Genomic DNA, 19,650 nt, shown 5'->3' with positions numbered 1-19,650 from the left:
CGGGCGGCCCGCCTTATTCCGCGGGCTGCGCCGCCGCGCGTCGCGCCTGCCTGCGGACGCGCCTGCGTCCGTCCCATGCCAGTAGCGTCGGCGTCAGGATCAGCGTGACCGCAGTCGCCACCACCAGCCCCCCTGCGATCCCCGTCGACAGCTGGATCCAGAACTGGCCCGAAGGCGCGCCCAGGAACAGGTCGCGGCCGGTGAAATCGATGGTCATGCCCAGCACCATCGGCACCAGGCCGATGACCGTCGTGCCGGCCGTCAACAGCACCGGACGCACCCGTTCCGACGCCGCACGCCGCGCCGCGCGGTCCGGATCGTCGCCGGCCCCGCGATATTCGTTATAGGCGTCGATCAGCACGATGTTGTTGTTCACCACGACGCCCGCCAGGGCCATGATGCCGATGCCGCTCATCACGATCGAGAATGCTTCCTGCCGGATCATCAGCCCAAGGAACACTCCCGAGATAGAGAACACGATCGCCGTCAGCACCAGCAGCGCCTGATAAAAGCTGTTCATCTGGATCAGCAGGATGGTGAACATCAGGAAGATCGCCGCGACGAACGCCCCCATCAGGAAGGTCATCGCCTCCTGTTGGTCCTCGATCTCTCCTCCGAACGTGACCTCGACGTCGTCGGGCAGATCGGCCTGGTCGATGCTGGCTTGGATGAGCGCCAACTCGGCCTGCAGCGTGGCGCCCGGGGCCAGGTCCGCGGTCAGGGTCTGGGTTTCTCTCGCGGCGATGCGGGTGATGGCAGAGGGTGCAGGCGCCGGGATCATCTGCACCATGTTGGAAATGGGCACCTGCGCGCCGGACGGACCGGCGACACGCAATGACGACAGGTTCTCCAGATTGCGCTGATGTGACGGATAGCGCAGGGCGATGTCGACCTCGTCATCGGCGAAATCGGGAAGGTAGGTGCCTAAGTTCACCCCCGTCGTCAGCAGCTGGACCGCGGTGCCGATGGTGTTCATGTCGATGCCGAAGCGCGCCGATTCCTCTCGGTCGACGACCAGCCGGATCTCGGGGTTGGGTCGGGGCGTGTCGTTGGCGATGTCAACGAAGCGGCCCTGTGCCTGCATCAGCTGTTCGATCTTGGCCGACGCCTGCTGCAGTGCCGGGCGATTGGAGGCCGATATCTCGATCTGGACCGGGCGGGACGCACCGGGCCCGGATGCCGCGGCCTCGATCTGGATGCCCAGGCCCGGCACCTCCGCCGTGGCGGCGCGCAGCTGGTCGATCACCTCGGTCGAGGGGGCGCGGGTGCGCCAGTCGGTGAACTCGACCTGAATCTGGCCGATCACGTCGCTGGAGAGGCTGGAGCGGACACGCTCCTCGACGCTGCCGATGGTGCGGGAATAGACGCGCTCGATGCCCTCGAAACCCAGGACCTGTTCCTCGATCAGGCGCACCAATCGGTCGCTCTCCTGGACGGAGAGGTTGCCGTTCGCGGTGATCTGGACCTGCGCGCGCTCGGCGTCGGTCTCGGGAAAGAACTCGACCCCGCGGTTCAGGTGCGAATAGGCATAGAGGATCACCAGCACCGTCAGGATCGACAGCCCCAACGTGGCGCCGGGCCGTGCGATGGTCCAGATCGACAGGCGCGCCATCGCGCCCGACGTGTCGTCGGCATCTGGTTCGGGCGGCAGCGCCTGCCCCCCGCCCACGACGCTGCCCGTCACCGGCACGAAGACCAGCGCCATCAGCAGCGACATCAGCAGCGTGGCGATCATTGTGGCGGGCAGATAGAACATGAACTGTCCGGCCAGCCCCGGCCAGAACAGCAGCGGAAAGAACACCGCCAGCGTGGTCGCGGTGGACGAGGTGATCGGCCATGCCATCCGCTGCGCCGCCAGCAGGTAGGCCTCGGCCTTGCCATGACCCTTGGCGATCAGGCGTTCGCCCATCTCGACCACCACGATGGCGCCGTCGACCAGCATGCCGACCACCAGGATCAGCGCGAACAGCACGATCACGTTCAGCGTGAAACCAAGCGCCCAGATGATCAGGATGCCGCCCAGGAACGATCCTGGGATGGCCACCGCCACCAGCAGCGATGCACGCAAGCCCAGAAACAGCACGGTGACCAGCATCACCAACACCACCGCCGCGATCACGTTGTTCTGCAGGTCCGACAGAAGGGTGCGCATCTCCTTGGACTGGTCGTTCATGAAGACGACGCCAACCTGTTCGGGCCAGTCGGCGCGGGTCTGCGCCACCACGTCGCGGACCGCGGCGACGGTGTTGATCACGTTCGCGCCCACCGTCTTGCGCACGTCGATGGCCAGGGCGGGCTGTCCGTCGATGCGGGCAAAGCTGACCGGGTCTTTAAAGGTCTGACGCACCTCGGCCACGTCCTGGACGCGCAGCACGGTGGCCCCGTCGACCAGCACCGGGATCGACATGATTTCATCCAGGCGGACGACAGTGCCGGGGATCGACACCCCGATGCGGCCCGCCCCGGTATCGAAGGAGCCCGCCGCGATCAGCTGGTTGTTGGCTTGGATCGCCTGCGACAGCTGCCCCGGAGAGATGCCATAGGTCTCCAGCGCCAGCGGATCGATCAGGATCTCCAGCTGGTCCTCGCGCTCTCCGGTCAGGTCGGCCTGCAGGACGCCGCTGACGGTCTCGATCTCGTCGCTCAACGCGCGGCCAAGGCGGATCAGCTCGCGTTCCGGGACGGGGCCGGACAGCGCCACCGTCAGGATCGGGAACAGCGCCATGTCGATCTCGCGCACGAAGGGGCCGTCGGCCTCGGGCGGAATGTCCGGGCCCGCGTCGTCGACGGCATCCTTGACCGACTGCAACGCCTGTGCCTGATCGAAGCCGGGGCGGAACTCCAGCGTGACCGAGGCGAAACCCTCGCTGGCCACGGTCTCCATCCGCCGCAGCCCCTCCAGCGCGTTCACCTGCCGCTCGATCGGTTCGGCCAGCAGGGTGGCGGCATCCTCGGCGCTGACGCCGCTATAGGTGACGTTCACGATGAAGATCGGGATGTCGACCTCGGGCATCGATTCCTTGGGGATGGTGACATAGGCCGTAAAGCCCGCCAGCAGCAGGCCCACCATCACCATCATCACCGTGCGGGCGCGGGAAAAGCCCGCCGCGATGATCCCGTTCATGGGCCGGCCACGGCGTCAGATGCCTGGGCCGTGCCCAGCAGCGCCGCCGCATCGGTCGCCCCGTCGCCCACGACGTCGCGATAGGGTTCGGGCGTGTCGCTGACGCGGGCCTGCTGCCCGTCGCTCAGCGCGCCTTGAGAAATGGTGACGACCCGCGCGCGGTCCTCCAGCCCGGTGACCCAGATCGCCTCGGCGCGGGCCTGCACGATCTGGACCGGCGCGAAACGCAGGGTCTGGCCGTCTTCGGCCACAACGAACACGCCGATCCGCCCGGCGTCATCCAGCCGGATCAGCGCCGGCGACAGCCGATGCGCGCGCACCGCGTCCATCGCCAGCGATATCTGCGCGCTGAGGCCTGCGGGCACGGCATTGTCGGGGTTCGGAACCTCGACCTCGACGCGGAAGGTGCGCGTCTCGGCCGTGGCGACCGGCGCGATGAAGCGCACGCGGCCCTCGGCCTCGCGGCCGCCCTGGAACACGACCTGTGCGGACTGGCCAAGCGCGACCGAGGTGATCTCGGACTGGCGGACCTCGATCTGGGCGATCAGGGGATCGTTGCGCACGATCTCAAGGACCTCTCCGCCGGCATCCACGAAGCTGCCCAGTTCGGCCATGACGTTGCTGACGGTGCCGCTGATCGGGGCGGTCAGACGGGTGTTCTGCAGTTCCAACTGGGCCGCGCGCAGTTCGGCCCGGGCCGATTCCAGCTGTGCGAAGCGCGACTGCAGCTCCGCCTCCGAGGTCACGCCCCGTTCCCGCAACTGCCGCGCGGCGTCATAGTCGCGCTCGGCCGACCCCACGGCCGCCTCGGCGCGCGCCACGCCGGCTTCGCGGTCGTCGGCCGACAGCAGCGCCAATTGCTCGCCCTGTTCGGCGACGTGGCCCTGGCGCACGACCTCCTCGACGATCCCTGCGGTGCGCGCCCGCAGGATCGACGTCTGGTCCGGTACGACATTCCCGAACAGCACCGTCCGCGGCACGATCTCCTCGGCGACGAACATGCTGGCCGCGACATGGGGAACCGCCACCTCGACCGGGGCGGCCTCGGCGGGAGGTTCACGGTTCAGCATGCCGCCACCGATCCAGAAGGCCAGAAAGCCCAGGATCGCCAGAAAGGCGAGCGTCGAGGAGGACAGATACCGCGTCATCGTCAATCCATGTCAGGGGCCCCGCCCCGGCCATGGCACCGGGCGGTCTTGTCATCCTAGATGGTTTCTTGGAACGCGCAGGTCAACAGTCGTGACCCTTGTCCCCTGCGTCAAGGCGTCCGCCCCTGCCAAGACCCATGCCCGCCCCCGCGCGTTCCCCTGCCGGAACCACGGCCAGAGAGGATTGATGACACGATGCGCCGCAGCGATCCTGATCACCTTGGCCCACCCTGCCTGGGCGGGCTGACCAGCAGTAAACAACGAACGGACCGGCGCGCAATTGCCGCGTGATCGACCGGTCGCTACCGGATGAGGGCAGTTGGGCGGATCTGTCCCGCCCCGGCACCGCCGGATATTCTTACCAGCTGCGCCAGACCGACGGCCGCAAGGCGGTGACCTATGGCCATTGCCGACGGGCCGGGCACGCCGACATTCGGTGCCTCCAATCATGCGGGTCCCACCGTCGAATGGCGCATGGCACAGGTCGGCGGACGGCCCGTCCCCGTCGCGGCCATCCAGCACTTTCACCTGGCCGATGCCGATGGCGGGTGGAGCACGCGATCCTGGTCGTCTCCAAGGTCAGTCAGCCGGACGACCGCGGCGCATGCATGATGGGCTGCGTGCCCGACCATGATGGTGCCGCAGCGAACAGACGCGCCCGCCGGATCGCCGATGGCACCGCGACCCATGATTGCGCCCATGACCGCACGGTGGTGGAGCCGTCTGCCGCCAAAGTTCCGCCGCGCTGACGGTTTCGGCCAAGGTCTGCACAAAACAGGTGACAGGGCATGCCTTATGCGTGTCAAATGGCACATAATGCAATCATGACGGGAGCTCCTGATGTCGGCATCTGGTCCCTACGGTCGTTGCGGGGTGCTGACCTTGGCGCTGCTGACGGCTGCCTGTGCATCGGCCCCGACCGGGCCGGCATCGACGATCGACGTCCAGGCCTCGGCGCCCGGTCCCGCCACCTGCCCTGCCACGACGGCGGACCAGCAGGCGGCCGGGGTGCGGGCGACCAACGCGCTCCGGCAGCGATCCGGCCTGCCTCCGGTGCAGGCGAACGATCTGCTGGCGCGCGCCGCGGCACGGCATGCCTGCGACATGGCGCAACGCGGCCGCATGACCCATGCGGGCAGCCGCAGCTCGGGCCCGTCGCAGCGGGTCAAGGCGCTTGGCTATGCGCCCACCGTCACGGCAGAAAACATCGCCGCGGGGCCGTTCGGCCTAGATCGGGTGCTGGCGGAATGGAACGCCTCTGCGGGCCATGTCTCGAACATCATGATCCCGCAGGTCAGCAACTTCGGCATCGGGCAGGCGCTTGGCGCGGATGGGCGCACGCGCTATTGGGCGGCGGTCTATGCGGCGCCACGCGGCAGATAGGGGCGATGCCTGTCCTGGCCGGAAAGACAGGTTAGCAAATTGAACAAATGACCTATATATGGCTTCGATAGTATCGGAGTCAGTATCATGTTTCGCCTGTCCCTCTGCGCCATCCTGGCGCTGTCTGCCTGCGCCGCCCCGAAGGACCCCTGCGCCGATCTGTGCATGAGCGCCTTCGTCGAGTACGAGCCAGGCTTCGAGCCCTGATCACCCCGAAACGGCGGTGATGCCGCCGACGTGTCTGTCCTTTTTCCTGCAAAGGCGTATCGTTTCCACCCGCCGGTCCCCGGCGGCTATTGGAGAGACGAACATGGCCAAGGGCATGGACAAACGCAAACGCGACGAGAAGAAGCCGAAGAAGCAGAAGCCCAAGACGAACGCTTCGGCGCCCAGCACCAAGGATGTCGTCTCGGCGGCCGTTGCTGCCAAGGGCAAATGACCATCGCGGTGAGGCAGCGCGTCTGACGGTGTCGGTGGCTGATCATAAACGCGCGTGACGCATTGGCATGCCCGTGAAGCGGGATGTGGATCAGCGGAGCTGCACCCATCTCCGGTGGTCCATGTTCGCCGACCCCTGCCCCCTCATAGCGCCTCATCCCGCGACGATATCAATCGCCAGACGCGTAGGGCTGTGCCGATCATGAACAAAAGGCGGCCCAGATGGACCGCCTTTTTCACTTATGATCGCTTGGGGACCGCTTCAGATCATCCGCATTTGGAATGGCCGCAGCTGGGGCAGGTCATGCAGCCCTCGACCATTCGCATACCGTACTGACCGCAGCTGGAGCAGGCGGGGCCGCGCGGCGTCTCGCCCACGGCCATCACTTCGGCCTGCGGGTCGGACTTGAGGCCCAGCCCTTCGCCCGCCAGGAAGCCCGTCTCGATCAGGTGGCGTTCGATCACGCCGCCAATGGCCGCCAGGATCGAGGGGACATAGCGGCCCTGCATCCAGGCCCCGCCGCGCGGATCGAAGACCGCCTTCAGCTCCTCGACCACGAAGGACACGTCGCCCCCGCGGCGGAACACGGCCGAGACCATGCGCGTCAGCGCGACCGTCCAGGCATAATGCTCCATGTTCTTGGAGTTGATGAAGATCTCGAACGGGCGGCGGTGGTTGCCGTGGATGATGTCGTTGATCGTGATGTAGATCGCGTGCTCCGACCCCGGCCATTTCAGCTTGTATGTCGCGCCTTCCAGCGCCGCGGGACGGTCCAGCGGCTCGGTCAGATAGACGACATCCGCGCCCTTGTCGGCCTCCGGCGCCTTTTCGGTCGTCTCGCTGACAGACAGCACCGAGCCGGTCACATCGTTCGGCCGATAGGTCGTGCAGCCCTTGCAGCCCAGATCCCAGGCCGCCATGTAGACGTCCTTGAACGCCTCGAAGCTGATGTCCTCGGGGCAGTTGATGGTTTTCGAGATCGAGCTGTCGACCCATTCCTGCGCCGCGGCCTGCATGGCGACGTGGTCCTTGGGAGCCAGCGTCTGCGCGTTCACGAAGTAATCGGGCAGCGCCGCGTCGCCCTTCAGGTCGCGCCACATCTGCACGGCGTAATCGACGACCTCCTCCTCGGTCCGCGAGCCGTCTTTCTGCAGGACCTTGCGCTTGTAGGCATAGGCGAAGACCGGCTCGATCCCCGACGACACATTGCCCGCATAGAGGCTGATCGTGCCCGTCGGCGCGATCGAGGTCAGCAGGGCGTTGCGGATGCCGTGCTTGCCGATCGCGTCGCGGACATCGGCGTCCATCTTGGACATGAAGCCCGAGGCCAGGTATTTCTTGGCGTCGAACAGCGGGAATGCGCCCTTCTCCTTGGCCAGTTCGACGGATGCCAGATAGGCCGACCGGGCGATGGCCTTCATCCAGACGCGGGTCTGCGCAACCGCGTCATCGGCGCCGTAGCGCAGGCCTAGCATCAGCAGCGCGTCCGCCAGACCGGTCACGCCCAGGCCGATGCGACGCTTGTTGCGGGCTTCCTCGGCCTGCGCGTCCAGCGGGAATTTCGATGCGTCGACCACGTTGTCCATCATCCGGACAGCCGTGCGGACCAGATCGTCCAGGCCTTCGGGGTCCAGTTCGGCCGTCTCGGTGAACGGGTTCTTGACCAGCCGGGCCAGGTTGATCGAGCCCAGCAGGCAGGCGCCATAGGGCGGCAGGGGCTGCTCGCCGCAGGGGTTGGTGGCCGCGATCGTCTCGACATAGGACAGGTTGTTGGCCTTGTTGATCCGGTCGATGAAGATCACGCCCGGCTCGGCGAAATCATAGGTCGCCTTCATGATCCGGTTCCACAGGTCCAGCGCCTGGACGGTGCTGTAGACCCGACCCTCGAACTTCAGGTCCCAAGGCGCATCGGCGCGCACGGCATCCATGAAATCGTCGGTGATCAGCACCGACAGGTTGAACATTCGCAGGCGCGCACTGTCCTGCTTGGCCACGATGAACTGTTCCACGTCCGGGTGGTCGCAGCGCATCGTCGCCATCATCGCGCCACGGCGCGAGCCGGCCGACATGATCGTGCGGCACATCGCGTCCCAGACATCCATGAAGGACAGCGGACCCGACGCATCGGCCGCCACGCCCTTGACCACCGCGCCCCGCGGGCGGATCGTGCTGAAGTCGTAACCGATGCCGCCGCCTTGCTGCATGGTCAGCGCGGCCTCCTTCAGCATGTCGAAGATGCCGCCCATGCTGTCGGGGATGGTGCCCATGACGAAGCAGTTGAACAGCGTGACCGACCGGCCCGTTCCGGCACCGGCCAGGATGCGGCCCGCGGGCAGGTACTTGAAGTCCTCCAGCGCGGAATAGAACTTGTCCTCCCACTTGGCCGGGTCGCTTTCCACGCGCGCCAGGTCGCGCGCGACGCGACGCCAGCTGTCCTCGACCGACCCGTCGACGGCCTGCCCCTCGGAATCCTTCATCCGGTACTTCATGTCCCAGATCTGTTCTGCGATGGGGGCGGCAAAGCGGGTCATACGCTCATTCCTTGGTGGTTTGTTCAGGGTTGGACACCAGATATAGCGTCAAAACGCGGCTGGCAAGGTCTTGACAGGGTCGGCCCGTCGGTTTCAGGCAGGTGTGACAAGACCACGAAAATCGGCTTCTATCGCAGAATAGCATGCTGCCGAAAGGGTCTTGCGGTCGTTTCCTGCGACGGGAATCGGGGGGTGCAGCCGGACGGTCACATGCCCGTGGCGTCTTGCCGCAAGAATCGACAGCAGGTGCGGCCCCAGATCCATGTCCGCCCACCAGCCATAGAATCGCGGGTCCTGCCCCGGCGGCGCTTGATAGACAGCACTGACCGGCTGGATCGCCAGACCGGCGGGCAGGTCGTCGGCCAGAAACCCCTGGAACAGGGTCGGCTTGAACGGCAGGACGCGGCGTCCGTCGCTGGACGTGCCTTCGGGGAAGAACAGCAGGCGATGCCCGGCGCGGATGCGTTCGGCGAATTCCAGCGCCTGCGCGCGGGCCAGTTTCGGATCGCGTGTCACGAAATGCGTGTCGGTCACGCGCGTCAGGACGTTGATGCCGGGCCAGCGGGCGACCTCGGCCTTGCTGACGAAGAAGACCGGCAGGGCGGCGTTCAGCGTCAGGATGTCCAGCCAGCTGGAATGGTTCGCCACGACCGCGCCGGGGCCCCGCAGGGGCGTCCCCTCGCGCCGCCAGCGCAGGCCGATGCAGGCCAGGACCAGACGGCAGACGATCTGGACATGCGGTTCGGTCCAGGGGCGGCGGCGTCCATGCACCAGTCGCTCGATCCCGCGCAGCGGCAGGATCAGCAGCACGCCCAGCATCAGCACCAGAACCGCCGGCACGCCGCGGCGGATCACCCGCAGCCAGTCGCGCAGCCCGCGCGGGGGGGCCGGCACAGGCGGTTCGGCATCGCGCCAGGTCGGGCTCATGTCGGCTGCCAGCGGCTTTCGTAGAATTGCTTGTGCTTGGCGGACATCGCGCCCGTGTCCATCAGCAGGAACACATCGGTCGTGTTGAAGGCACGGTCGATGAACGCCCCCTCGCCCACCAGACCGCCAAGGCGCAGATAGGCCTTGATCAGCGCAGGCATCCCGACCAGCGCCTCGCGCCGGTCCAGGCGGTCGGGGGCGATCAGGTCCATGGTCTGGAACCCGTCGGGCCGCGCCCGGGGCCGCAGGTCCGGCGGGGCCAGGTGATGGTGGTGCAGCCACGACAGCGACGGTGCCAGCAGCGTCGGGTCTGTGCCGTGAAAGCTGGCCACGCCGAACAGGATCTGGATGCCGTGGTCCAGCACATAGTCGGCCAGCGCGTTCCACATCAGGAACATCGCCGCCCCGCCCCGGTGATCGGGATCGACACAGGATCGCCCCAGTTCCAGCAGCGGTCGGCCGCTGTCGCGCAGCGGTGCCAGGTCGTATTCGCCGTCGCAGTAGAACCGCCCGAAATCGGCCGCCACATCGCTGCGCAGCAGGCGATAGACGCCGACCACGTGATCCAGCGCCTCCGCATCGCGGCGCGTGTCGATCAGGCACAGGTGGTCGACGACGGGGTCGAACTCGTCCCGTTCCAGCCGGGCGTCGTGATCGACCAGCGGGCCTGTGCCGCCCAGCTCCTCGACGAACACGCGATAGCGCAGGCGCTGCGCGGCCATCAGGTCGCGGGGCGTCGTGGCAAGGCGGATCTGGAAAAAGGCAGGGTCGGCGCGGTTCACGATGGCCTCGGTGCTTGGGCTGCGGCCTGTCTAGGAAAGCCGCGCGGCCAATGCAACACGTGCGGCCCAAGTTCCGCTTGCATCGCGCAACCTTCAGTTGCATCGTCGCGCAAGCAATATCAGGAGTTTACATGTCGCCCATACGCAGGATCTGCAACGCCACGCGGCGTCCGTCGATGACCTGCTTGCCGGCCTCGGTAAAGTTCACGGTGATGCGGTCGCCGATCCGGGACTGGACCTGCCCCTCGCCCCATTCGGGCGCGCCGGGATGACGCACGATCATGCCGGGTTCAAGGATATCGTTCACCGCGAAAACTCCATTTCTCTGCACTTTGGAAGGTAATCATACATGACGGTCGATACAACGCGGATCGCTGCGGGCGATCTGGCCGCACTGCTGGGATCGCGGCTGTGCCATGACCTGGTGTCGCCCCTTGGGGCCATCGGCAACGGGGTCGAGCTGCTGGAGATGTCGCCTGATTTTCCGGGCCTGGCCCAATCTCCCGAACTGCGCCTGATCTCCGAAGCGGTGGGTGCGGCACGCGCACGCATCCAGGCCTATCGCATGGCGTTCGGCATGGCGCAGGGCGAACAGCGGATCGGCCTGGCCGAGTTGCGCCGTCTGCTGGACGGGATCGCCGCACAGGGCCGCCTGACGATCACCCTGGACGCCGCAGGCGATTTCGCGCGGCCCGAGATCCGCATGCTGGTATTGGCGGTGATGTGCATGGAAAGCGCGATGCCCTGGGGCGGCCGGGTGATCGTGCTGCGCGACGGTCCGCGATGGCGGCTGGTCGCGGAATGCGACCGCAGCAAAGTCGACCCGACCCTGTGGGGCTGGCTGGACGGCCCGCAACCCCGCACCCTCGCCCCGTCCGAGGTGCATTTCGCCCTGCTGGCCGAGGCCGCGCGGGCCGAGAACCGCCCCCTGCGCCATGAATTCGACGACACCGGGGGCGAGATCGCGTTCTAGGCGCGGATCGTCCCGTCGCCCGTGACCAGATATTTGAAGCTGGTCAACTGTTCCGCCCCCACCGGCCCGCGGGCATGCATCTTGCCCGTGGCGATGCCGATCTCGGCGCCCATGCCGAACTCTCCACCGTCCGCGAACTGGGTCGAGGCGTTCCGCATCAGGATCGCGCTGTCCAACCCGGCAAAGAACCGTTCGGCGGTCGCGTCATCCTCGGTCAGGATCGATTCGGTGTGCTGGCTGCCATGGCGGCGGATATGGGCGATGGCCTCCTCGACCCCGTCCACCAGCTTGGCGGCGATGATCATGTCCAGGAACTCGCGCCCGAAATCGTCGGGCTTGGCCGGCACGGTGCCGGGGATGCGCGCCAGATCGCCATCCGCACGCACCTCGACCCCCGCCTCCAGCAGGTCGCGGATCAGGACGTCGCCATGGCGGTCATGGAACGCCCTGTCGATCAGCAGGCATTCGGCCGACCCGCAGACACCGGTGCGCCGCGTCTTGGCGTTCAGCACCACGCGCCGCGCCTTTTCCAGATCGGCCGCGGCGTCGGCATAGATGTGGCAGATCCCCTCCAGATGCGCAAAGACCGGCACGCGGGCCTGGTCCTGCACCAGCCCGACCAGCCCCTTGCCGCCACGCGGGATGATCACGTCGATCAGCCCCTGTGCGCCCAGCATGGCGCTGACCGCCGTGCGGTCGCGCGTGGGCACCATCTGGATGGCGGTTTCCGGCAGGCCCGCCGCGCGAAGACCCTCGACCATGCAGGCATGGATCGCGCTGCTGGAATGCAGGCTTTCCGAACCGCCGCGCAGGATCACCGCATTTCCGGACTTCAACGCCAGCGCCCCCGCATCGGCGGTCACGTTCGGCCGGCTTTCATAGATGACCCCGATCACGCCGATGGGCGTGCGCACGCGGCGGATATGCAGACCGGTGGGCCGGTCCCATTCCGCGATGACCTGCCCGACCGGATCATCCTGTTCGGCAACTTCGCGCAGGCTTTGCGCGATCGCGGCGATGCGTGCGCCGTCCAGACGCAGCCGGTCCAGCATCGCATCCGACAGCCCCTTTTCGCGCGCGAAGTCCAGATCACGGGCGTTGGCCGCCAGGATATCAGGGGTACGGGCGGTGATGGCGTCGGCGGCGGACAGTAGGGCCATGCGTTTCGGTCCGGCTGGCGTCTGCGCCAGAACCACCGCGGCCTCTCGGGCGGCGGCGCCAAGGGCGTCGATCAGTTGCCGGGCTTGGACCATGTCCGTCATCGCTTCCTCCGATACGCAAAATCGACGCCGTCTTAGCGTGATCCTGCCGAGAAGGGGAAGGGAAGAAATGGCGCGGTTGACGGGGCTCGAACCCGCGACCCCCGGCGTGACAGGCCGGTACTCTAACCAACTGAGCTACAACCGCGCATTTCCTTCGGGCGAATGATGAGTTGTGGCGCGGTTGACGGGGCTCGAACCCGCGACCCCCGGCGTGACAGGCCGGTACTCTAACCAACTGAGCTACAACCGCCCAACTCATCCCCCGGACGATCGCCCGCCGGAGTAGGCCGGGGTTTACGCAGACCGCCGCGCGGCGTCAAGGGCGCGTTGAACGAATTTTGCCACATTCGGGCAAATCTTTGAAATTACGGTGCAAAGAACGCGAACGGGGCGCCCGATGGGCGCCCCGATGAACCAAGCAACTTGTAAACAAACAGGGTGGGATCAGTCGCGGACGGTTTCCATGTCGAATTCCGGCAGCGCTTCCAGTTCTTCCTGGCTGTAGTTGGTCGCCAGAACCGTGTCGTCACCGAACATCGCCATGTTCAGGACATCACGATCCAGCAGCACGGTGTGCGTGCCCATGCCCAGAAAACCGCCGATGTCGGCGATGTAGCCCATGACCTGACCGTCCGGCGACATCACGATGTCGGACACAGTCGCGATCTCGTTCCAGTCACCCGGAACCGCATCGCCCGTTGCATCGGTCCATTCGGTGGTCGACGGTTGGTTGGTCGTATAGATCGCGCGGCCCTGCAGCCACGATGCGGTGATGCCGGGATTCTCGGCCGACAGCGTCACTTCCATGTCGCTCATGTCGGTCGCCATCTCGTCGGCGGGCATCGTCTCGGCAGGCCTGGCATTCGCCGGCATGGTCTCTGCGGGCATTGTCTCTGCGGGCATCGTCTCGGCCGGCATGGCGTCGGTGGCCGGGGGCGTCGCCGCGTCCTGTGCGAACACCGGAGCCGCAAATGCCAGAGCAGCAGCCGTCGTCATCATGAGGGTTTTCATTCTAGATCTCCGCATCAATTCTTTGTTTCGATGACGTCTTTTCGTCATCTTCACGGCATCAACGCGGGCATTTCGACGACCGTTCCCTAAACATTTGTATGATCTAGTCACGTGATCGTGGGTGACTGATCCGTCCGCCGCAGACCGGTGCCGGAACGCCCGTGGTCATCGGCCCCGATATTGGCAGCCCCCGCAGCACGCGTACCGCCAGCCAGCCGAAGGCCTGCGCCTCCAGCATGTCGCCATTCAGGCCGATCGCCTCGACCGGCCGGACGGGCACGGGCAACGCTGCTGCCAGCGCATCCATGATGGCTGCATTGTGGCGCCCCCCGCCGCAGACCAGAACTTGCGCAGGCATCGCGGGCAGCCACGCGATGCCTGCCGCAACAGATCCGGCCAGTGCCGACACCATCGTCGCCGCCGCATCGGCATCGGACAGCGGGGCAACCGCGCGGGTCAGGCCGGCGAACTGATCGCGATCCAAGGATTTGGGGGCGGGTCGCCGGAACCACGGATCATCCAGGAACGCCGCGACGATGTCCTGATCGGCGGTGCCGCTGGCCGCCAGTGCGCCGCCTTCGTCCCGCGACTGACGGCGGCGCCGGCGCATCAGGTCGTTCAAGGGCGCGTTCGCAGGCCCCGTGTCGAAGGCGACGCAGGCACCGGCGGTCTCGGGTGCGGGGGCCGTGGGGTCCACCCAGCTGATGTTGCCGACGCCGCCCAGATTCAGGAACGCCACGGGGGCCGCGGGCAGGCGCCCCTGCCCCACGGCCCAGTTCGCGCAGGCCCAATGAAAGAACGGCACCAAAGGCGCGCCCTCGCCTCCCTGACGCACATCCTCGGACCGGAAATCCCAGACCACGGGGCGATCCGTCATGCGCGCCAGCGCCGCGCCGTCACCCGCCTGATGCGTGCCGCGCCCGCGCGGATCGTGGGCCAGCGTCTGGCCGTGAAACCCGATCAGCTGCGCATCTGGAAACTGCCGTGCCAGATCGGCATGGGCCGCCTGGACCAGTTGCGCCAGCTCCGCCACCTCCGGCGCGTCGGGCCACAGGCCCAGCCCCGCATGCAGCACGGCCGATTCGTTGTCGCCGAACGCACGAAAGGCGCTGTCCCCAAAGCCGCCGATCCGCACCCCGTCGGTTTCGATCATCGCCGCGTCGACACCGTCCAGCGACGTGCCCGACATCATCCCCAAAGCCCGGATCATCGCTTTTCCTTCGCTGCTCCTGCCTGTATATCGCCCGGATACACAAGGATGAAGCCCATGACATACCAGCCCAAATCCGACTTCCTGCGCATCATGTCCGAACGCGGCTATCTGGCCGACTGCACGGATTACGCCGGGCTGGATCAGGCGCTGCTGGCAGGACCGATCACGGCCTATATCGGCTATGACGCGACGGCGGCCAGCCTGCATGTCGGGCACCTGCTGAACATCATGATGCTGCGCTGGTTCCAGAAGACCGGCAACAAGCCCCTGACCCTGATGGGCGGCGGCACGACCAAGGTGGGCGATCCGTCCTTCCGCAGCGACGAGCGCCCGCTTCTGGACGATCCCGCGATCCAGGCCAATATCGACGGGATGGGCCGGGTCTTTGCCCGCTATCTGGATTACGGCCCCGACGGGGCGGTGATGCTGAACAACGCCGAATGGCTGGACGGCCTGAACTACCTGACCTTCCTGCGCGACATCGGCCGGCATTTCAGCGTCAACCGGATGCTGTCCTTCGAATCGGTCAAGTCCCGGCTGGACCGGGAACAGTCGCTGAGCTTCCTGGAATTTAACTACATGATCCTGCAGGCCTACGACTTCCTGGAGCTGAACCGCCGCCACGGCTGTGTTCTGCAGATGGGCGGGTCGGACCAGTGGGGCAACATCGTCAACGGGATCGACCTGACGCGGCGGGTGGACGACCGGCAGGTCTGGGGCCTGACCTCTCCGCTGCTGACGACCAGCGACGGGCGCAAGATGGGCAAGTCGGCGGGCGGGGCGACCTGGCTGTCGGCGGACATGCTGTCGCCCTATGAGTTCTGGCAGTTCTGGCGCAACACCACCGATGCCGATGTGGGCCGGTTCCTGAAGCTGTACACCGAACTGCCGGTGGACGAATGCGACCGCATGGGCGCGCTGCAGGGGTCCGAGATCAACGAGGCCAAGGTCCGTCTGGCCAACGAAGTGACGACCCTGTTGCATGGCGCCGATGCCGCCGCCAGCGCCGAGGCGACCGCGCGCAGCGTCTTTCAGGACGGCGGCGCGGGCGGCGATCTGGAGGTCGCGGTGCTGCCCGCCGATCAGGCGCAAGGCGTCACCATCGCGCAGGCCCTAGTCCAGTCGGGCATCGTCGCCAGCGGCAAGGAGGTCAAGCGTCTGGTGGCCGAAGGCGGCCTGCGCGCCGACAACGCGCCTGTCACCGATCCGCAGATGCCCTTGGACCAGGCCGTACTGGAGCGCGGCATCAAGATCTCGGTCGGCAAGAAAAAGCATCGGATGCTGCGCATCGGCTGAGTTGACCGCATTGCATGGCTGCCCTGCAACCGCCCTGACCTTGCGTCAGGGCGGTTTCATTTTGACTGGGCAGTCAATATCTGACGGTCACGGGAGGAAACGCCCTGATCGGAGAATGACAATGTCGAACCAGACCCAGAAGCCGCTGAGCATCGCGGACCGCAAACGCAGCCAGCAGGCAGATGCCGCACTGGATCAGATGTACGGATACTATGCCCGCGAAGACGGCACCCGTCCCGTCGTCAGCGAACTGGACGCCCAGAAGGCTGCATGACACCGGAAAGATCGCCGAAAGCAAGGGGCCCACGCGGCCCCTTTTCCATGTCCTGACCGCGGAAGAACCGCGGCTGCCACCCGTCGCCTCTGCACGGGTTCGGTTGGGCGTCGCGGTGCGGCCCGCCATGCGGTTCTGTCACAACTTGAAACGTCCGGCTGCGGAACGGTACTGAGAGGGGCATGACAGTCGAAAAGGACACATCCCGATGATTGCGCAACCCGACGTGACGGTGCCGCCCAATATACGTCGCCTGGAGGACGGGCGGCTTGTGCTTGTCGGCGGAAATCACGGGGTCGCGCAGATGTTCGAACGCGGCAGTTCCACGGTGCCGGAGGAGCGCATCGAGATTTTCAGACGCAATCATCGCGCGCGGAAACAGTGGGCGGATGAGAACGGCTGTACCTATTCCCAATGGGTGTTTCCCGATCCGATCGTTCTGAACGCCGTCACGGCAGGGCTCGGGTATCGATCGATATTCGAACGCTCGATGCCATCTGACGCGCGGCCCAACGATCTGCTTTATCCGATCGACCATCTGTTCGGGCGGAATGATCGGCTGAGCATGACCGACAGTCACTACACTCCCGTCGCGAACATGCATCTGGCCGCCGAGGTGGCCGAACGGACTTTGCATATCGATGCAAGCAAGGTTCTGGATGATCTTACATCCAGCATGGGTCCGGAAAGAGAATACGTGGGCGACCTGGGTGTGCAATGCACGCCGAAAATCAGCGAGATCAGGCGTTCGCCGATGGCACACCCCCAGATTGCCTCGGCTGCCAATGGGGTTCAGGCCGGGAACATGGGAATCATGCACCTGATATCATCCCCGAAATCGGTAACGCCGCGGACGCTAATGATCTTTGGCGACTCGTTCTTTCGCTCGCTGTTGACAGAGTTGGCACGTTACTGGCGCAAGATCGTCTTCTGCCGCACGCCGTTCTTTCATCAGGAGATGATGGCGGCGGTCAAGCCGGACGACGTTCTGTGCGGGCTGGCGGAACGCTATTTCGCCTCCACCCGGCCCGACACCGAACGACCGCACTTTCTTGCCTATCCCCTGATGCACGGCCGAAGCACCGCTCCCGATGCGATGTTCGCCACGCTTTGGGACGAGATGATCGATGCCAACGCCTTGGCATTGAACAGATGATCGTTTGATCGCGACAGGTTCTGAACAAAGATCGAGAGAATACCGCGTAAGCGGGCGCGCAACGCATCAATAGAATCGCGGTGTTCAGTGGTCGGGGCGATAGGATTCGAACCTACGGCCTACGGTTCCCAAAACCGTCGCGCTACCAGGCTGCGCTACGCCCCGACACCCGCGCTTTAGCGCAAGGAGGCGGCGGTGGAAAGCCCTAGCGGCACGGCCAAGCTGCGCCAGCTCGATCCAGCGCGGGATGAGCCAGTTGCTGGCCGGCGGCAAGACCCAGCCTTGCTGCCTCGCCTCCTGCGATTTCCAGGACCATCAGGCGGTCCGGCCGCGGATCGCCGACGGCGGCGCCGGGGATTGGCGTTTCGTCCAAGGGGCGGGCGTTGCGGTGAATATGACGGATCACGCCGGTTTCGTCGAAGAAGATCAGGTCAAGCGGGATCAGCGTGTTACGCATCCAGAAACTGACCGGCTGGGGTTCGGGATAGACGAACAGCATCCCCTCTCCCGCAGGTAGGTTTCTGCGGAACATCAGGCCTTGGGCCCGTGATTCGGGTGTGTCGGCAACCTCTATCTGAAAGGACAGAGCCGTGTCGCCAGTTGTGCGAATCAGCGCCGCATCAGACCTGCATTGCGCATCCGCTGCCGGGACGATGGGTTGGGCCGCAAGCGGCGCAGCCAGCGCCAGCAACAGGGCGACTGCAAGGCTACTCCGCAACATGGGGAAGCGAGTTGTGAAGCGATTCGGCCTGCGCCTTTTCGTCATGGGCCGTCTGCGCCGCATCCCATGCTGCGATCTGTGCCGCCATGAGGCCACGCGGGCCCTCGACGATGCGCAGGCAAAGCGCCTCCCCGATGGCAAGGTCTGCAAAACCGGAATGGCGCAGGACCTCGATATGGATGAAGACATCCTCAGAGTAACCGAAGATGTTGGCGAACCCGAAGCCCTTGGATTTGTCGAACCATTTCACACGCGCCGGCCGCAGCGGCAGGCTGTCGAGGTTTTCGATGATGTCGATGTCCAGGTCGGCGATGGGGGCCTGTCCGTCGGTGGCGGGTGGCTCGATCGAAACGACCTCGGCGGCCTGCACGCCGCGGCTGGTATGCTGCACTAGCACCTGCACGCGTGACTGATCGGCGACGGAACTGCGGCCGAAATTGCGCAACACGTTGCCATGCAACAGAATATCGCTGCCGCCGTTTTCGTCCAGAATGAAGCCATAGCCCTTCGAGGGGTCAAACCACTTGACCAACCCTGTCACCAGCTTGAGGCTGCCGTCTTCTGTCATCGCATTTCCGTATTCACGCTAGCCAATTGTCCTAGGACAGTAATGACCCCCTCCACTGACTACAACACAACAGTGGCTTGGAGGCGAGACTGTGCCAACGAGGTTAACAAAAGTTGGTTCCGTTCCTGCGACGACATATCGCGGCGGGTCATGGATAGAGTCGTTCGACCGACCATCCGGCATCCGCGTCGCGGGTCCACCGGAACCGGTCGTGCAGGCGAAACGCGCCGTCCGCCCAGAATTCCAGATGCGACGGAGTGATGCGATAGCCGCCCCAGAATGGCGGCCGCGCGGGGCGCGGACCGTGGCGCAGCCCGGCCTTGGCGGCCTCGGCCACCAGCGTCGCGCGGGCATCCAGCGGTTGCGATTGGCGCGAGGCCCAAGCCCCCAACCTGCTCTGCAGCGCGCGGCTGTCGTAATAGGCGTCGGCCTGGGGTCCGTCCTCTCGGGTGACGGTGCCGCGCACGCGGATCTGCCGGTGCAGCGATTTCCAGTGCATCACGAAGGCCGCCTTGCCCGAGGCCTCGATCTGGCGGCCCTTGGCGCTGTCATAGTTGGTATAGAAGACGAAGGATCCGTCCAGCCCCTGCCCGTCGATATCCTTGAGCAGGACCATCCGCACATCCGGCAGCCCGTCTGCATCGACGCTGGCCAGCGCGACGGCATTCGGGTCGTTGGGCTCGGACGCCCGCGCCTCTTCCAGCCAGGCGCGGGCAATGTCGAACGGGTCGTCGCCCGCAAAGATTCCGGTCCGATCACTCATCGCGCACTCCTTGTGCTTGCTGCGACAGGACACTTGCCCTAATCACCTTTGAAACGGTTGAAAGCGTGAGGGACAGGAC

General features: G+C 65.8%; 19 protein-coding genes and 3 tRNA genes. 7 read left to right on the top strand and 15 right to left on the bottom strand.

Annotated elements, in window-relative coordinates; all coding sequences use genetic code 11:
• Window positions 1–13: 13 nt before the first annotated feature.
• Window positions 14–3,124 (bottom strand): efflux RND transporter permease subunit, encoded by a 3,111-nt coding sequence (locus EOJ32_RS09615; RefSeq protein ID WP_127898409.1) that lies wholly within the window; start codon window positions 3,122–3,124, stop codon window positions 14–16.
• On the bottom strand, window positions 3,121–4,272 hold the full coding sequence (locus EOJ32_RS09610) for an efflux RND transporter periplasmic adaptor subunit (protein WP_127898408.1): 1,152 nt from the start codon (window positions 4,270–4,272) through the stop codon (window positions 3,121–3,123). Before EOJ32_RS09610 ends, EOJ32_RS09615 begins: the two co-directional genes overlap by 4 nt.
• A 548-nt stretch (window positions 4,273–4,820) precedes the next feature.
• Here EOJ32_RS09610 and EOJ32_RS09605 point away from each other — a divergent pair.
• The 3 genes from EOJ32_RS09605 (at window position 4,821) to EOJ32_RS20530 (ending at window position 6,094) form a co-directional block, all read left to right on the top strand.
• Window positions 4,821–5,021: a hypothetical protein gene (locus tag EOJ32_RS09605; RefSeq protein ID WP_127898407.1), complete on the top strand. Its 201-nt coding sequence runs from the start codon at window positions 4,821–4,823 to the stop codon at window positions 5,019–5,021.
• 91 nt (window positions 5,022–5,112) lie between these two features.
• Window positions 5,113–5,655 (top strand): CAP domain-containing protein, encoded by a 543-nt coding sequence (locus tag EOJ32_RS09600; protein WP_127898406.1) that lies wholly within the window; start codon window positions 5,113–5,115, stop codon window positions 5,653–5,655.
• A gap of 310 nt (window positions 5,656–5,965) precedes the next feature.
• Window positions 5,966–6,094 carry a hypothetical protein gene (locus EOJ32_RS20530; RefSeq protein ID WP_255352761.1) on the top strand — a complete coding sequence of 43 codons (129 nt, stop codon included), beginning with the start codon at window positions 5,966–5,968 and terminating at the stop codon, window positions 6,092–6,094.
• 266 nt (window positions 6,095–6,360) lie between these two features.
• Here EOJ32_RS20530 and EOJ32_RS09595 read toward each other — a convergent pair whose 3' ends face one another.
• From EOJ32_RS09595 to EOJ32_RS09580, 4 genes are all read right to left on the bottom strand, one after another.
• Window positions 6,361–8,625 carry an adenosylcobalamin-dependent ribonucleoside-diphosphate reductase gene (locus EOJ32_RS09595; protein WP_127898405.1) on the bottom strand — a complete coding sequence of 755 codons (2,265 nt, stop codon included), beginning with the start codon at window positions 8,623–8,625 and terminating at the stop codon, window positions 6,361–6,363.
• A 93-nt stretch (window positions 8,626–8,718) separates the two neighbouring features.
• Window positions 8,719–9,552, bottom strand: coding sequence for a 1-acyl-sn-glycerol-3-phosphate acyltransferase (locus EOJ32_RS09590; RefSeq protein WP_127898404.1), 834 nt, complete (start codon window positions 9,550–9,552; stop codon window positions 8,719–8,721).
• Window positions 9,549–10,274, bottom strand: coding sequence for a GNAT family N-acetyltransferase (locus EOJ32_RS09585; RefSeq protein WP_045999653.1), 726 nt, complete (start codon window positions 10,272–10,274; stop codon window positions 9,549–9,551). The genes EOJ32_RS09590 and EOJ32_RS09585 overlap by 4 nt, the downstream gene beginning before the upstream one ends.
• Before the next feature lie 187 nt (window positions 10,275–10,461).
• Window positions 10,462–10,641, bottom strand: a complete 180-nt coding sequence (locus EOJ32_RS09580; RefSeq protein WP_042249936.1) for a DUF3553 domain-containing protein — start codon at window positions 10,639–10,641, stop codon at window positions 10,462–10,464.
• 42 nt (window positions 10,642–10,683) lie between these two features.
• Between EOJ32_RS09580 and EOJ32_RS09575 the strand changes: the two genes are divergently transcribed.
• Window positions 10,684–11,307, top strand: coding sequence for a histidine phosphotransferase family protein (locus tag EOJ32_RS09575; protein WP_127898403.1), 624 nt, complete (start codon window positions 10,684–10,686; stop codon window positions 11,305–11,307).
• On the opposite strand, the gene EOJ32_RS09570 is transcribed toward EOJ32_RS09575, so the two are convergent.
• From EOJ32_RS09570 to EOJ32_RS09550, 5 genes are all read right to left on the bottom strand, one after another.
• The gene (locus tag EOJ32_RS09570) at window positions 11,304–12,560 is read right to left on the bottom strand and encodes a glutamate-5-semialdehyde dehydrogenase (protein WP_371706138.1); all 1,257 of its coding nucleotides are present in this window, start codon (window positions 12,558–12,560) and stop codon (window positions 11,304–11,306) included. The two genes, EOJ32_RS09575 and EOJ32_RS09570, sit on opposite strands and share 4 nt — an antisense overlap.
• 77 nt (window positions 12,561–12,637) lie before the next feature.
• Window positions 12,638–12,714 (bottom strand) — tRNA-Asp (locus EOJ32_RS09565).
• A gap of 28 nt (window positions 12,715–12,742) precedes the next feature.
• Window positions 12,743–12,819: transfer RNA gene (locus EOJ32_RS09560), tRNA-Asp, on the bottom strand.
• Window positions 12,820–13,013: 194 nt separating this feature from the next.
• Window positions 13,014–13,568, bottom strand: coding sequence for a PRC-barrel domain-containing protein (locus EOJ32_RS09555; protein WP_164871420.1), 555 nt, complete (start codon window positions 13,566–13,568; stop codon window positions 13,014–13,016).
• 115 nt (window positions 13,569–13,683) lie between these two features.
• Window positions 13,684–14,790: an anhydro-N-acetylmuramic acid kinase gene (locus EOJ32_RS09550; protein ID WP_127898400.1), complete on the bottom strand. Its 1,107-nt coding sequence runs from the start codon at window positions 14,788–14,790 to the stop codon at window positions 13,684–13,686.
• A 57-nt stretch (window positions 14,791–14,847) separates the two neighbouring features.
• Here EOJ32_RS09550 and tyrS point away from each other — a divergent pair, with 57 nt between their 5' ends.
• The 3 genes from tyrS to EOJ32_RS09540 all read left to right on the top strand — a co-directional run bounded on the left by tyrS (window position 14,848) and on the right by EOJ32_RS09540 (window position 17,519).
• Complete coding sequence (tyrS, locus tag EOJ32_RS09545; protein WP_127898399.1) at window positions 14,848–16,089, top strand: tyrosine--tRNA ligase; 1,242 nt, start codon at window positions 14,848–14,850, stop codon at window positions 16,087–16,089.
• Window positions 16,090–16,210: 121 nt separating this feature from the next.
• Complete coding sequence (locus EOJ32_RS20120; protein WP_157001283.1) at window positions 16,211–16,363, top strand: hypothetical protein; 153 nt, start codon at window positions 16,211–16,213, stop codon at window positions 16,361–16,363.
• Window positions 16,364–16,571: 208 nt separating this feature from the next.
• A complete protein-coding gene (locus EOJ32_RS09540) occupies window positions 16,572–17,519 on the top strand; it encodes a hypothetical protein (protein ID WP_127898398.1) in 948 nt (315 codons plus the stop codon).
• 88 nt (window positions 17,520–17,607) lie between these two features.
• Here EOJ32_RS09540 and EOJ32_RS09535 read toward each other — a convergent pair.
• From EOJ32_RS09535 to pdxH, 4 genes are all read right to left on the bottom strand, one after another.
• A tRNA-Pro gene (locus EOJ32_RS09535) sits at window positions 17,608–17,684 on the bottom strand.
• A 40-nt stretch (window positions 17,685–17,724) separates the two neighbouring features.
• Complete coding sequence (locus EOJ32_RS20685; RefSeq protein WP_371706136.1) at window positions 17,725–18,051, bottom strand: DUF192 domain-containing protein; 327 nt, start codon at window positions 18,049–18,051, stop codon at window positions 17,725–17,727.
• 175 nt (window positions 18,052–18,226) lie between these two features.
• The gene (locus EOJ32_RS09525; protein WP_127898397.1) at window positions 18,227–18,808 is read right to left on the bottom strand and encodes a cold-shock protein; all 582 of its coding nucleotides are present in this window, start codon (window positions 18,806–18,808) and stop codon (window positions 18,227–18,229) included.
• Between the two features lie 148 nt (window positions 18,809–18,956).
• Window positions 18,957–19,571 carry a pyridoxamine 5'-phosphate oxidase gene (gene pdxH / locus EOJ32_RS09520; RefSeq protein ID WP_127898396.1) on the bottom strand — a complete coding sequence of 205 codons (615 nt, stop codon included), beginning with the start codon at window positions 19,569–19,571 and terminating at the stop codon, window positions 18,957–18,959.
• Between the last annotated feature and the right edge of the window lie 79 nt (window positions 19,572–19,650).

This window comes from Paracoccus sp. Arc7-R13, from assembly GCF_004010775.1.
Taxonomy (GTDB): domain Bacteria; phylum Pseudomonadota; class Alphaproteobacteria; order Rhodobacterales; family Rhodobacteraceae; genus Paracoccus; species Paracoccus marcusii.
Note: the sequence above shows the minus strand (reverse complement) of the source record. Positions and strands in the feature narration are given on the sequence as shown.